Consider the following 15,154-nt stretch of genomic DNA (forward strand, 5'->3'; position numbering starts at 1 on the left):
TTTCCTGCAAGGTTTTAAAAAACCTTGTAGGTATTTTATAGTAAAGTTTTAATGTCTAGTTTTTGGCGTTATAACATGGTGGGCTTAGAATAACTTATTCTATCTCTTCTATTTTACTCGTTTTTTTATTGCCTTTTATAATTACTGTAAATAGTGTTGCATTGTTATTATCATCTAAATCTTCATACTTTTTTTCACCTAAAATTTTATTTACAAAAGCAGGAGTTGTGTTGCTATGGCCAACGACTAAAACTGTTTTTCCTTTGGTTTCTTTTTTAAACGCTGTATTAAACATGTCTCTTGGGTCGTAGTTTTTAATTTCTAAATTTTTGCTTTCTGCTGTTGGGGTAGCTGTTTGCATGGTTCTATTGTAATTTGTAGAATATACAGCATCTAAATGAATATCTTTAAAATAAGCAGCCCATTTTTTAGCTCTTTGTTGCCCATTTTTATTTAAATTCGGATTTCTGTTTGTTGTATCGGATCTATCTTTTTCTGAGTGACGAATTAAATAATACGTGGTAGTTTCTTGTGAAGTGCAAGAAGCCAATAGGTAAAAAACGAATGCAAAAAGAAATACAAATTTTTTCATTATAATTAATTTAGAACTACGAATATAACTAAAAAAAGAAAAGCCTTCTAAATGGCGGTTTTAGAAAGCGTAGATTCAAGTACCAAGTGCAAGTTTTTGATTTTGGTTAATAAATTGATAAAAAACCTCTTTAGGGGTTCTGTATCCTAACTTTTTTCTTGGTCTATTATTGAGTTTGTTTACCGTTTCAAAAATATCCTTTTGTTTGACATTATCCAAGTGTTCATTTTTTGGGAAATATTGTCTGATAAGTTTGTTCGTATACTCGTTAAGTCCACGTTCCCAAGAGCTATAAGGGTGAGCAAAATAGACATCACAATTTAATTTTTCTGCTATTTTTTTATGTCCTGCAAACTCTTTTCCATTATCATTGGTAATTGTTCGAACCCATTTTTTATGTGGTGCTAAAGTGTTTATAGTCATTTTTGTAATCATATCTGCTTTTTTTCCTGTCACATTTTCAATCCATAAAAAACTAGAATAGCGATCTACAATGGTTAATAAAGCTCCTTTATGGTCTTTTCCTATAATTAAATCAGATTCTAAATCACCTACTCTTTCTTTGAGTTCTACAATTTTTGGACGTTTTTCTATAGACACTTTATCGGGTATTTGTCCTCTATTGGATTTACTTCCATACCTTTTTTTATATTTTTTTGACCTGTTCGTAGTTCTTTATAAAGCAATCCTCCTTGTCTTTTATCTTGCCAAACATATTGGTAAATTCGCTCGTGAGAGACCATCTGTATTGCTTTAAGTTTACACCAACCAACTATCTGTTCTGGAGACCATTGAAATTTAATCATTTTTTCTTTGATTATTTTTTTCATTTCCGTTGAAAAAATAGTCTTATAATGGCCTTCTTTTTTACGCTCATCAGCTAATTTTTGTGCGTGTTTAGCACTATAAGTCCTAGGTTTTGAGTTCCTTTTCAATTCTCTATAAAAAGTACTTTCATTAATACAAAGTGATTTAATAATCTCTTTTTTACTAATTTTTGCCTTAAGCATTAATTCTATTGAGTACCTTTGTTCGAAAGTTAATTGTTTGTAGTTCATATCACAAATCTTTGACTTTTTTTGGACTTTTCCTAACGGGGTAAAACCCGTAGGAAAATCCTATCAAAAACTTGCACTAGCATTTGAATCTAGGAAGCTTTATTTATTACTTAAAGTTGTTTTAAATTTTGCTGTTTTTTGTAATAGTTGTTTTTTAAAGAATCCATTCTTTTTAGCATTTTTTGAATTCTTTTTTGATGATTTTTAAAATTACTTTCAAAAAAATCATCTGTATAAAAATTAGGTTCTTTAAATGGAGATTTTCCAAAAAAATTATTCATAAAAACAGAATCTAAAGAGCCAAGTTGAGTGCTAAAATTAGATTTAAATTTTTTATAAAAATCTTTTTCCAATAAAGAATCTCCTTTAATATTCGAATAAAAATAAGTGTAGGTAGAGTCTATACTTATTAAATTTCCATTTTCGTCATATTCTTTATGAACTTGAATATTGGTTTTCGGTTTAATGGTGTCTTTTTTTATTTCACCATTCTTTTTCTCTGTTTTGTTTTGACCTTGACAACTAAAAAATGTTAAAGTCAAAATAAATAAAATTATTTTTTTCATGACTTTAAAGTTTAAAATAAACAAAGGCTGTTGTAAGCAGCCTTTGTTGTAAGTTAATAAAAATTAGTGAACTTCAATTAGTTTCGCAGGCTTTGGTTTTGCTTCCTCTAATTTAGGAATTGTAATTTTTAATTCACCATTTTTATAGTTTGCCTTTATTTTGTCGCTATCTACAACTCCTTTTGGAAGTGTAAAGCTTCTTCTAAAAGACATGTAACTATATTCTTTTCTTGTGTAATTATCATCAGTTTTTTCGTTTTCTGTCTTTTTTTCTGATGAAATTGTTAACACATCGTTGTCCAAATCTATCTTAAAGTCTTTTTTGTCCATTCCTGGCACAGCCACTTCTACTATAAAATCATTTTCATTTTCTTTAATGTTTACAGCCGGTAATGTAGTATTTGTGTCAGAAAAATTAGTTGTTGACCAATCTCTAAAAAAGTCGCTAAAGACATTTGGTAAAACTGGAAAATCTGTTTTCTTTAATAACATAATTTACATTTTTTTAAGTTAAACATTCATTTTTTTAATACATAAAAAGCAAATAAAATGCCAAACCAAAAAGTATGACATTTTTTCGTTTTATTTGAAAAATTGTCATATATCTCTCGTTATTAATTGTTTAAGTAAAAACAAAAAAGCGATTTAACTTTCGCTAAACCGCTTTTTCGAATCAACCAAAAACTATTTTTATAATTATTTTGTTACAACTCTTCTACCAAATCTGTTTGATTTCTAAAAACCAATTTATCGTCGAAAGAATCTAGTAGAATAATGCTGTCTGTTGTTATTTTACCTGAGAGAATTTCTTTTGAAAGTTCGTTTAAAACTTCTTTTTGAATGACTCTTTTTACGGGTCTTGCACCAAACTCTGGCTGATAGCCTTTCTTTGCCAAATATTTAATAGCTTCGTCTGTTGCGTCTAAGGTAATTTCTTGTTTACCAATAACTTTCTTTAAATGTTCGATTTGTAATTTTACAATTTCGAAAATATTTTTTTCTGTTAAAGGTGTAAACATAATAACATCGTCTATTCTATTTAAAAACTCTGGTCTCACAGATTGTTTTAATAAGCCTAAAACTTCAATTTTTGCGACTTCTGTAATTGCTTCAATATTTGCTTTTGGGTCTGCAAATTTTTCTTGAATTATATGACTTCCCATGTTAGAGGTCATAATAATTATGGTATTTTTAAAATCTGCAACACGCCCTTTATTATCTGTTAATCTACCTTCATCTAAAACTTGTAAAAGAATATTAAAAGTATCTGGGTGTGCTTTTTCAATTTCATCTAAAAGTACTACAGAATAAGGTCTTCTACGAACGGCTTCTGTTAATTGTCCACCTTCGTCATACCCCACGTAACCTGGAGGTGCACCTACTAATCTACTTACAGAATGGCGTTCTTGGTACTCACTCATATCTATTCTGGTCATGGCGTTTTCGTCGTCAAAAAGATATTCTGCTAAGGCTTTTGCCAACTCTGTTTTTCCAACTCCAGTGGTTCCTAAAAACAAGAAGCTACCAATAGGTTTGTTAGGGTTTTGTAAACCAGCTCTAGAACGTCTTACAGCATCTGAAACGGCTACAATTGCTTCTTCTTGCCCCACAACACGTTTGTGTAATTGGGCTTCTAATTTTAGTAGTTTTTCGCGTTCAGACTGTATCATTTTAGTTACAGGAATTCCTGTCCATTTAGCAACCACTTCTGCAATATCATCTAAAGTTACTTCTTCTTTTATTAAAGATTTTTCGTTTTGGTTTTCTCTTAAAGTTTTCTGAAGTTCTTCTAGTTTTTCTTGTGCTTGTTTAATTTTTCCATATCTAATTTCTGCAACTTTTCCATAGTCTCCTTCACGTTCTGCTTTTTCTGCTTCAATTTTAAAGTTTTCGATGTCTAATTTTGTATTCTGAATATTATCGACCACCTCTTTTTCAGATTTCCATTTTGCATTGATTTCGTTTCGTTCTTCTTTTAAATTGGCTAAATCGGAACGTAATGATTTTAGTTTTGTTTCGTCTTTCTCGCGTTTAATGGCTTCAATTTCTATTTCTAGTTGCATTATTTTACGGTCTAACACATCTAATTCTTCTGGTTTAGAGTTAATTTCCATACGTAATTTAGAAGCAGCTTCATCCATTAAATCAATCGCTTTATCTGGTAAAAAACGGTTGGTTATATAACGTTGCGATAATTCTACAGCACCAATAATGGCTTCGTCTTTTATACGAACTTTGTGGTGTGTTTCGTATTTTTCTTTAATTCCTCTTAAAATAGAAATGGCACTTTCTGTATCGGGTTCATCTACTTGTACTTTTTGGAAACGTCTTTCTAAAGCTTTGTCTTTCTCGAAATATTTTTGATATTCGTCTAAGGTAGTTGCACCAATGGCACGTAGTTCTCCACGAGCCAAAGCAGGTTTTAAGATATTTGCTGCATCCATGGCTCCTTGTCCGCCTCCAGCACCAACCAATGTGTGAATTTCGTCGATAAAAAGTACAATATCTCCATTAGAAGTAGTTACCTCTTTAATAACGGCTTTTATACGTTCTTCGAATTCTCCTTTATATTTTGCACCTGCAATTAATGCTCCCATATCTAAAGAGAAAATTAATTTATCTTTTAGGTTTTCTGGTACGTCTCCATCTACAATTCTATGTGCCAAACCTTCTGCAATAGCGGTTTTACCAGTTCCTGGTTCGCCTACTAAAATGGGGTTATTTTTTGTTCTTCTAGATAAAATTTGCAGTAATCTTCGAATTTCTTCGTCTCTACCAATTACTGGGTCTAATTTTCCATCTTGCGCTAATTGATTTAAGTTTTTTGCGTACTTATTTAAAGAATTATAAGTTTCTTCTTGAGATTGAGAGGTTACTCTTTCGCCTTTTCTTAATTCTTCGATGGCTAATTTTAAGTGTTTTTCTGTAACACCTTGGTCTTTTAAAACCTGTGCAATGTTGCTTTTCGATTTAAAAATGGCTAAAATTAAATGTTCGATAGAAACATAATCGTCTTTCATGTTTTTGGCAATTACAGATGCTTCTGTTAATGTTTTACCTGCTTCTCTCGAAATCATTAATTCTGCTCCAGTAACTTTAGGTAAACTTTCTAATTGTTTGTCTAAAATCTGGTTCACAATATTTATGTTGATATTTAATTTTTTCAATAAAAAGGGCAATACATTTTCATCTACTTGTGTTAATGCTTTAAAAATATGCTCATTTTCTATTTGATTGTGACTAAAACCTTGCGCAATTTGTTGCGCCATCTGTATGGTCTCTTGCGATTTTGTTGTATAATTATTAAAATTCATATCTATTTTTTTTAAGCAAGGGGTTTAAACTCCTTGTCATCTGTTTAATTTAATTTTACAATCGATTAAAAGCAAATTCAGTACCAAGTAGAATTGCGGTAAAAGACACGTCAAAATGTCTGTAAAAGCGTTGTGTTTACTGACTTTTTGTCCTTTTTTTTTATGCTTTGTGTTATTTTTACTTTACAATAATTTTAAATAGTAAATAGTAAATAGAAAAAGAAGTTGATTTACCCAAAAAGAATTTGCAGATAGAGGAGGAGTTGCTCTAACATTGATTCGTAAAATAGAACAAGGCAAAACAAATTTTAACCGAAACAAATGATGGCGATTTTACTTTACATCATTGAACGCTTCATATTTTTTTCTCTATATTTAGTGGGGGTTGTATTGTATTTCTTTTTAAAACAGGTGCTAAAATATTTAGGATTGGAAAACCCAGTCATATCACTAATTTCATTAATAGATAAATGGCTGTCTGAAATTAACTGTGCAGCTCTTGTTAGTTTTATGGATTTTATAAATTCATTAATATTTTGTCCACTTAACGCGATTATTTTTCTGTACAATACAGAATGACTCATTCCTATTTCTGCGCTTAACTGTTTAACGGTAAATTTAGAGTCAGACATGTTTTTTTCTATAATTTTCATTATTTTTTCTATAAACATCTCATCAGTATTGTTTATAGCAATGTCTTTTGGCTCAAATAAGGCATCTTTTCTAAATTTTTCTCGAAGAATTTTTCTTGTTTCTAACAAGTTTTTTACTCTTTGATTTAGCAATTCTATGTTAAAAGGTTTGGTAATATAATCGTCTGCTCCATACTGGAAACCTTCCATTTGAAACGTATGAGAACCTCTTGCTGTTAAAAGAATAATAGGAATGTGCGAAGTTCTAATGTCTGTTTTTAACTTTTTACAGAACTCTAATCCATTCATTTTTGGCATCATAATATCAGAAATAATTACATCTGGTATATCGTTTAAAGCTTTTTCACAAGCCTCTAAACCGTTGGTGGCGCTTACAATTTTATAACTACTTGAAAAATGATTTTTAAGAAGATTCATCAATTCGAAATTATCTTCGACAATTAATAATAAAGGCTTATAAACAGAAATTGTTTCTACAGAAGTATCTAAATTGGGTAAAAAAGGAGTTTCTAGCTCCACCAAATTATCTATTTCTATACGAGAAGGTTGTTCAGAAAAATCTATTTCATCATAAAAATTATTAACTATTGGAATGGTAATGTTAAATACAGTATATACATTGGGTTCGCTTTTTACCTCTATTTCTCCTAAGTGAATATCTACCAAGTTTTTGGTAATGGCAAGGCCAATTCCACTTCCTTTAGAGGTTTGAGTGGTGGTGTTTATTTGGTAAAAATTTTGAAATATTTTTTTAATTTCTTCTTCTCTAATTCCCTTACCATTGTCTTTAATTTTTATGATTAATTTTTCATCTTTATCATCTAAATCTATATTTACATCTATTTTATTGTTGGTGTATTTAAAGGCATTTGAGAGCACATTGTAAATAATTATCTCTAACTTATCAGCATCTACCCAACCTGTATTACAACTATTAGAAATGGTCAGTTGAAACTGAATATTACTCTCATTTGCATATTGATAAAAAGGGATGCATAATTCATTAAAAAACTCTGGTAGGTTTATTTTAGAAACATTTAATTTTGCGGTAGTAGATTCTAATTTTCTAAAATCTAAAATTTGATTGATTAAACTTAAAAGACGTTGCCCATTTCTGTTCATCGTCATAATTAAATTAGATGCTTTATTGTTCGTTTTTATGGTAGATAATTGCTGTATAGGTGATAAAATAAGCGTAAGTGATGTTCTTAATTCGTGCGATATTGTGGTAAAAAAGTTAATTTTAGATTGATGTAATTCTTCATCTTTTTCGTGTTTATATTTTTCGATAAGCAATTCGTTTTTTAATCGCACTCGATCTCTTATTCCTCTATAAATATAAAGTGTTAAGCCAGCTATTAAGAGAAAATATATAAAATAAGCACCATTAGATTGCCACCAAACTGGGTGAATAGTTATCTTTAATTCTTTTTCTGCAATGTTATTATTTGTGTCTTGTTGATTTTCGTTAAAAGCTCTTACTTTAAAAGTATAACTGCCACTTGGTATATTAGAATAGTTTGCATAATGTCGTTCCGAAGATGTTGTCATCCAGCGATTATCAATTCCATCTAATTTATATTGATATTCGATATTGTGTGGCGAACTGTAGCCTGGTACAGCAAACTCAAAACCAAAGTTGTCTAAAGAATAAGGTAGTTGTAAGTTTTTTTTATAGGTAATGGAAGAGTCTAAAGCTTTGTAATTTTCTATTTGCTCTAATGGATTTATATCGTTATTAAAAATTCGTAAATTCGTAATTAACAAGTTTATTGGAGTGGGTTTGTTGATGAGTTGTTCTGGGTAAAAAGCAATCAACCCTTTTTTACTGCCAAAAAACAACTTACCATTTTGAGATATAGCAATGGCACCAGATTCAAAATCGTTGGTAGGCAAACCATCGCTTGTGTTATAGGTAAAGATTTTGTTTTTTACAAGATTGTAAGAAATAATACCTTTATTAGAACCAAACCAGTAATTATTATTTTTATCTTGAATAATACCATACATAGAATTACTTGGTAAACCGTTTTCTTTTCTAATATTTTTTATTTCTTTTTTATTTAAATTGATAAAGAAAATACCATCACCTTCTGTTGCAAGCCAAATATTGCCAGATTTGTCTTCAAAAATATCCTTTATTGGATATTTAGTAGTTGTTTTTTGCTGAAAGCCTAAATCTTTAAGTGTAAAGAACGATTGGTTTGTTGTATCGTATAATTTTAAACCCCTGTCTGTACCAACCCATATATTTTTAGATTTGTCTATATGAAGGCATATAAGTTTGTTCGTTTTCAGTTCAGGAAAACTGGTAAGTAAGTGTGTAGATTTGTTGTATTTATACAAACCATTATTGTAAGTTGCAATCCAAATATTGTTAAAATTGTCTTCAATAAGGTCAAAAACCAAAGGATTGGTAAAATCGTTGTTTAAATTTGATGAGATTGGTGCTTCAAAAAAATCGTTGGATTTTTTATCTTTAAAACCAATAATACTGTTTTTAAAATTACCTGTCCAAACAGTATTTTCATCATCAACAATAACGGTCATAACAATGTTAGAAGGAATGGATTTATTATTGCTGGGTGTATTTTTATAATTATAAAAAGTATTATTTGTTAAATTTAATCTGTCTAAACCACCACCACCAGTTCCTATCCACAAGTTATTTTTATTCAAATAAAGAGAAGTAACCACATTAAAACTAAGGCTTTTTATTTTTTTAGAATACGATGTTTGGTATATTTCAAATGGAGAATTAATCGTTTTATTTACAGTACCATCTCCCATTCCCATCCATATATTGGTGTTTTTATCAATAAAAAGACTGTAAGAGACATTGTTAGTAATGCTGTGTTCATCGTAAATATCGCTTTTGTAGGAAATTACTTTGTTTGTATTGGTGTTAAAAAAATTAAGTCCACCATAGGTAGTCATCCAAATTTCACCAGGTTTGCCTTCTTTTATATCGGTTATTTCGTTAGAACTTATAGATTTTACTTCCTTTTGGTAATGTTTAAATGTTTTTGTTTTGGTATCGAATTTATACAAACCATCACTTTCAGTGCCAACCCACAAATTTTGGTAAGAGTCTAAACACATTCTTTGCCCAGTTCGAGTGCTCTTGTATTCTTTGTTTCTATATTTATAATAATTAAATGTTTTAGAGTTTAAGTTATAGCAATCTAAAGTTCCGGCATTCGTTGTAATCCATACTCTAGAGTTATCTACAATAATTGAAAACACATTATTATTACTAATCGTATTTTTATTTTTTTCAGTTTTAAAAAACCTTTTAACGGAGTTGTTTTGTTTGTTAAAACGATACAATCCATCACCAAAGGTTCCAAACCAAATAGTTTTTTTAAAGTCACCAGAAATGGTGGTAATATAATTTCTTTTATAGATGTTTTTTTTTGAATTATTACAATTCGTAAAAGTCTCTGTAATTGGGTTGTATTTGTTAATACCACCATGCATGGTGCCTACCCATAAATAACCTTCGGCATCTTCAAATAAAGAAGTTACATTGTTATTACTTAAAGAGAGAGAATTCGAGTTGTTGGTCGTGAAAATTTTAAACTTATAACCATCAAACCGATATAAGCCATGGGTGCCTCCAAACCACATAAAACCATTTTTATCTTTTAAAATAGTATTTATAGAAGCCAAGCCATCTTCAATAACAAATTCTTCAAATAATATTTTTTTATTCTGAGAAAAAATGGTCGAAAAAGCTATAAAAAATAATGATATTAATACTTTAAACCGCATATTTTAAGAGTATAATTTTACTTTATTGTATATGTAAGTCAATATAATTAAATAAAATTATTTGATTAACGATTTCTTAAAGATTTCTTAAAATAGAATGATAAAGAAACCATAAAGATTAAAAATTAAACCAAATAATTAAGGTTCAACTATACTTTTACCCTCATAAAATAATTATAAATATTATATCCATGAAAAAAATCTTTTTTAAAATGAATTTGATGTTTACCTTTCTCTTGTTTTCTGTAGCAATGTTTGCACAGAAACAGGTTACAGGAAAGGTAACTTCTGCAGATAACCAACCTTTACCAGGAGTATCTATATTGGTAAAAGGTACAACAAATGGGGTATCAACCGATTTCGATGGCAACTATACAATTACCAAAATAACAGATAATGCTGTTTTAGTATTTTCTTATTTAGGTTCTAAAACTAAAGAAGTTACTGTTGGAGATAAAACGATAATAAATGTTGTATTACAAGACGATGTTTCTGCTTTAAGTGAAATTGTAGTAGTTGGTTATGGTACAAAGAAAAAATCAGAAATTATAAGTTCTGTATCTACAGTAAGTTCTGCAGAATTAGCAAAAGCATCTGTACCTAATTTGCAAAGTGCTCTTTCAGGAAGATTATCTGGGGTATTTTCTAGACAAACTTCAGGAGAACCAGGAAGAGATGGCGCAAATATTCAAATTAGAGGTTTTGGTAATGCACTTATTATAGTAGATGGGGTTCAGGGTAGAGATTATTCAGATCTAGACCCAAATGAAATTGAGAGTATTTCTGTATTAAAAGATGCAGCTTCTGCAGCAGTATATGGGAACCAAGGTGCCAATGGTGTAGTATTGGTAACAACCAAAAGAGGTAAAATAGGAAAACCAAAATTTAGTTTATCTACAAGATACGGTTTGCAAGAACCTCATAGAATGCCACAGGTACTCTCTACAAATCAGTGGCAAACATTGGTTACAGAATATAGAGCCAACGAAGCACTTATTAGAGGTAACGAAGTAACTGCAGCAGATTTAGAAAGAAGAGTGTATGATTATGATACAAATTGGTATGACGAACTTTTAAGAGCGGCACCTATTTCACAACATAATGTAAATATTTCTGGAGGTACAGAAAAAATTAAATATTTTATGTCTGGTGGGTTTTTACATCAAGAAGGTATCTGGAAAACAAATTCGGTAAGCAAAGATAGGTTTAATGTTAGAAGTAATATAGATGTAGATTTAAATGATAATTTAAAAGTATCTCTTGGTTTTGGAGGAATTATTAATCAAGTAGAATATCCAGGAGCTTCATCTGAACTTATAGCAGCTAGATTAAGATCAGCACCATTTATTCCAGTAAAATATCCAGGTTTTAAAGAGTATGCGAGTCCTACAACCACAGGAGGTGGAAACCCAGTTGCTTTGGCAGACCCAAATGCTTCTGGTTACAGCAGACGAAACGAAAGAACTTACAATATAAACTTTATCACGGAATATAAAGTACCATTTTTAGATGGGTTATCATTAAAAGGGGTGGTTGGTTACGATACCTACGATAGAAATCAAAAAACTTGGAATACAGATATTGTGTATCGTAGTTTTGCACAAGATTCAGGAGAATTTTTATTAAGTAACAATGCTTCCAATGCCGATAAAGCTACTTTAAGCCGTGGAGACGGATTTAATTCAACATTAACCTTGCAAGGTTTTATCAATTATAAACAAAGTTTTGAAGGTCATAATTTTGATACAAGTCTTATTTATGAGAGAAATCAATCAGAAATTAACTCTTTTAACTCTACAGTAGGAGATTTTCCTTCAACGGTTTTAGATCAATTCGCTGGTGGATTAAATACACTAAATAAATTCAATACAGATTATGAAAGAAAGTTAGTATCAGAAGCTATAATTGGTCGTCTTTCTTACGATTACGAAAGTAAATATTTATTAAATTTTAATTTTAGGTATGATGGAGCACAGCACTTTGCACCAGGAAAAAAATGGGGTTTTTTCCCTTCTGCTGCAGTAGGTTGGGTAGTATCTAAAGAAGACTTTATGGAAAGTATTTCTAATACACTAACACAATTTAAGTTAAAAGCATCTTGGGGTAAATTAGGAGATTTATCGTCTGCTAGAAATTATTATTTAAATACTGGGTTTAATTATTACCAAAGTGGATTTTTATATCCAGGAAATGCGTTAGCATTTGGAGATAGAGTACTTTTTAATCCTACTGAAACAAATGAAGCAAATCCAGATTTTACATGGGCAACTTCAACTACTTTAAATTTAGGTTTCGAGGCAACATTATGGGAAAATCTGTTTACAGTATCTGCAGAGTATTTTGTAAGAAATAGAGAGGGTTTACCTGCACAACGTAATAACGATAATGCTGGGGCTTTAGCAACAGTGTATAATTTAAATAGTGATAGAACTGTTGGATTCGATTTGTCTATTGGGCACGATTATAAAATTGGAGAATTTAAATATGGCATTACAGGTAATTTGTCTTGGGCTAGAACGAAAAATATTTATAATGAAGATAATGGGCAATACACAAACGGTCGTACTAGATGGAGGTTTGATGCCGATGGAAATTGGAATAATGTTCGATGGGGGCATGAAGTAATAGGTCGTTATCAAAACCAAGAAGAAATAGATAATGCACCAATACATAGAGGAGTAAGCAGTAATGCAGTAATTTTACCAGGAGATTTAAAATACGAAGACTATAATGGAGATGGTTTTATAGACGAACAAGATCAAAAACCAATCGGAAGAGGTGCTTACCCAGAATTAATTTTTGGGGCTAATTTTAATGCCGAATGGAGAGGTTTCGATTTTTCTATGTTTTGGCAAGGGGCAGCAAGATCAGAATTTAATTTAGGTATTTTTGATTATACTGCATTTTCTGAAGGAAATTTAGACGTAAATACTTGGGAGTATTTTTCAGATCGTTGGAGAAAAGCAGATTATACAGATCCAAACTCTGCATGGATTCCAGGAGAACAACCAGCAATTCGAGATTTTCAAACAGAATCTATTAATAATTTACCTTCTACATTTAGAAATCAAGACGGAAAATATATTCGTTTAAAGAATATAGAATTGGGATATTCAATTCCAAAATACGTTGCTAAAAATTTAAATATAACTTCACTTAGATTATATGTAAACGCAACGAATGCACTAACTTTTTCAGAAAATAAGTTTATAGACCCAGAACAAAGAGAAGGTGGTTTTAACTTGGGAGGATATCCACAAATTAGATCATTTAATCTCGGATTAAATTTAAAATTTTAAATATAAAAACAGATGAGAAATATATATATAATAGTAGTACTTATTATGTCGTCGGTATTCTTTACTGCTTGTAATGACGATTTTTTAGAAGTAAAAAGTCCCAATCTTTTAACTGATGAAGACGTTGCTAATTTTCCAGAAATTGCAGAAGCCCAGTTTTTATCTTTATACGCCGAACTTAGAACAAATATACAAAGCATTGGAGCTGGTAGGTTAAATGGGCCTTCTGGAAATATGCTATCTGGTTATACAGATGATGCAGCCTGTGGCCATGCTTTTGGTTCAGGAAATGGGCAAGCATTTAGTTTAGGAAATATAAATAGAGCAGCAGGAAGTGTAGATAGTGGCATAGGACCAAGTTTGTGGCCTTATAGAACTATAGATAAATTAAACAATTTTATTATTAAGTTTAAAGATTCTAGCAACGATGGAGTTTTAAATACAGTAGGTGAAGCGTATTGTTTAAGAGCTTGGTTGTATTTCGAAATTGTAAAACGTTATGGAGGTGTACCCTTACATACAGATGGTATTAGCGAATTATCTTCAATTAGCGATCGAAAAACAGAAGCAGAATCTTGGGATTTTGTATTGGCAGAATTCGACAATGCGATTGCTTTGTTGCCACAACAACAGCCTGTATTAGCAGAAAACAAAGACCGTGTAAACAAATTTACAGCTTTGGCGTTAAAAGCAAGAGCTGGTTTGTACGCTGGTACGATTGCCAAATATGGTAATGGAGAGTTTAATAATGGTTTTCAAGGCATTTCTTCTACAAAAGCACAAGGGTACTTAAAACAAGGTGCAGAAGCGGCTAAATTATTTGTAGATACCAATTTTAATTATACACTAGATGCTAATTTTGGAGATATATTTAATGGAAAAAAAGAAGATAGTAACGAAATTATTTTTAGATTTCAGAATAACCCACAAGCAGGAGTTACTATTTTTTACGATTTTTGGATCAATTCTTTTAAAATTAAAAAACAAGGTTTTGCTGCATTAACAAACCCACATTTAGATATTGTAGAGCAGTTCGAGACTTTAGATGGCAACATAACTCCTCTAGATTATACAGCACAATATGCAAATCCAGCACAATTTTTCGAAGGTAGAGACAAACGTTTAACACAATCTATTATAGTACCAGGAGGTACGTTTTTAGGAGAAACTTTCGACATTTATAAAGAAACTCGTGTAAAACGTGCAGGAGGAGCTGTAGAAACATATGGTTATAATAATGTTGGAGATTGGAGAAATGGAGGTACTGTTCCTGGTTATCCTCAGTTTACACAATCGGGTATAGATGGTAATTTCCCAGAACCTGGTATAGCGGGTACAAGCGTATATGGCTTTTATGTAAAAAAATTATTATATGAGGCTGAAAAATTAGACAATTCAGCAATATTAGGCCCCAACCAACAACAACAAGATGCTATTGTTGTAAGATATGGAGAAGTACTGTTAACTTTAGCAGAATTGGCAGTAGAATTAAACGATTTAGGCGATGGTAGTTACATGTCACAAGGGCAACAAGCTCTCAACGAAGTGCGTTCAATACATGGAGGTTTGCCAGGAAAAACACTTTCTAAAGAAGTGGTACGTCACGAACGTAGAATAGATTTACTATATGAAGGGTTTCGTTATTGGGATTTAAAAAGATGGAGAATAGGTACAGAAATTCACCAGAAAACATACCGCGCTTTAAACCCCATTTTAAATATAGATGAAACAACAACACCAGCATCTATCTATTATACTATAGAGCCAGATGTGGCACCAACTTATTTAGGAAATACACGTATAAAATGGTTTGAAGAAAGAGATTATTACTCTCCATTACCAATTGCAGACAATCCTGGATTGGTACAAAACATAGGATGGTAAAACTTAAAAATATG

7 protein-coding genes and 2 pseudogenes are annotated in these 15,154 nt (G+C 30.8%); 3 read left to right on the forward strand and 6 right to left on the reverse strand.

Going from position 1 to position 15,154, the window contains the following annotated elements:
- Positions 1 to 94: 94 nt before the first annotated feature.
- From JL193_RS16435 to clpB, 5 genes and pseudogenes are all read right to left on the reverse strand, one after another.
- A complete protein-coding gene (locus JL193_RS16435) occupies positions 95 to 592 on the reverse strand; it encodes a SixA phosphatase family protein (protein ID WP_207971796.1) in 498 nt (165 codons plus the stop codon).
- A gap of 75 nt (positions 593 to 667) precedes the next feature.
- Positions 668 to 1,650 (reverse strand): annotated as a pseudogene (locus tag JL193_RS16440) (IS30 family transposase).
- Positions 1,651 to 1,760: 110 nt separating this feature from the next.
- Positions 1,761 to 2,216 carry a hypothetical protein gene (locus JL193_RS16445; protein ID WP_207971797.1) on the reverse strand — a complete coding sequence of 152 codons (456 nt, stop codon included), beginning with the start codon at positions 2,214 to 2,216 and terminating at the stop codon, positions 1,761 to 1,763.
- 63 nt (positions 2,217 to 2,279) lie between these two features.
- A complete protein-coding gene (locus JL193_RS16450; protein ID WP_207971798.1) occupies positions 2,280 to 2,708 on the reverse strand; it encodes an Hsp20/alpha crystallin family protein in 429 nt (142 codons plus the stop codon).
- A gap of 212 nt (positions 2,709 to 2,920) precedes the next feature.
- The gene (gene clpB, locus JL193_RS16455; RefSeq protein WP_207971799.1) at positions 2,921 to 5,530 is read right to left on the reverse strand and encodes an ATP-dependent chaperone ClpB; all 2,610 of its coding nucleotides are present in this window, start codon (positions 5,528 to 5,530) and stop codon (positions 2,921 to 2,923) included.
- Positions 5,531 to 5,762: 232 nt separating this feature from the next.
- On the opposite strand from clpB, the pseudogene JL193_RS17330 reads away from it, so the two are divergent.
- A pseudogene (locus tag JL193_RS17330) lies at positions 5,763 to 5,855 on the forward strand (helix-turn-helix domain-containing protein); the annotation flags it as partial.
- A gap of 13 nt (positions 5,856 to 5,868) precedes the next feature.
- On the opposite strand, the gene JL193_RS16460 reads toward JL193_RS17330, so the two are convergent.
- Positions 5,869 to 9,957 (reverse strand): hybrid sensor histidine kinase/response regulator transcription factor, encoded by a 4,089-nt coding sequence (locus tag JL193_RS16460; RefSeq protein WP_207971800.1) that lies wholly within the window; start codon positions 9,955 to 9,957, stop codon positions 5,869 to 5,871.
- Positions 9,958 to 10,148: 191 nt separating this feature from the next.
- Here JL193_RS16460 and JL193_RS16465 point away from each other — a divergent pair, with 191 nt between their 5' ends.
- Both JL193_RS16465 and JL193_RS16470 read left to right on the forward strand, forming a co-directional pair.
- Complete coding sequence (locus tag JL193_RS16465) at positions 10,149 to 13,256, forward strand: SusC/RagA family TonB-linked outer membrane protein (protein ID WP_207971801.1); 3,108 nt, start codon at positions 10,149 to 10,151, stop codon at positions 13,254 to 13,256.
- 12 nt (positions 13,257 to 13,268) lie between these two features.
- Positions 13,269 to 15,140, forward strand: coding sequence for a RagB/SusD family nutrient uptake outer membrane protein (locus JL193_RS16470; protein WP_207971802.1), 1,872 nt, complete (start codon positions 13,269 to 13,271; stop codon positions 15,138 to 15,140).
- The last annotated feature ends 14 nt before the right edge of the window (positions 15,141 to 15,154 follow it).

This window comes from Polaribacter batillariae, assembly GCF_017498485.1.
Taxonomy (GTDB): domain Bacteria; phylum Bacteroidota; class Bacteroidia; order Flavobacteriales; family Flavobacteriaceae; genus Polaribacter; species Polaribacter batillariae.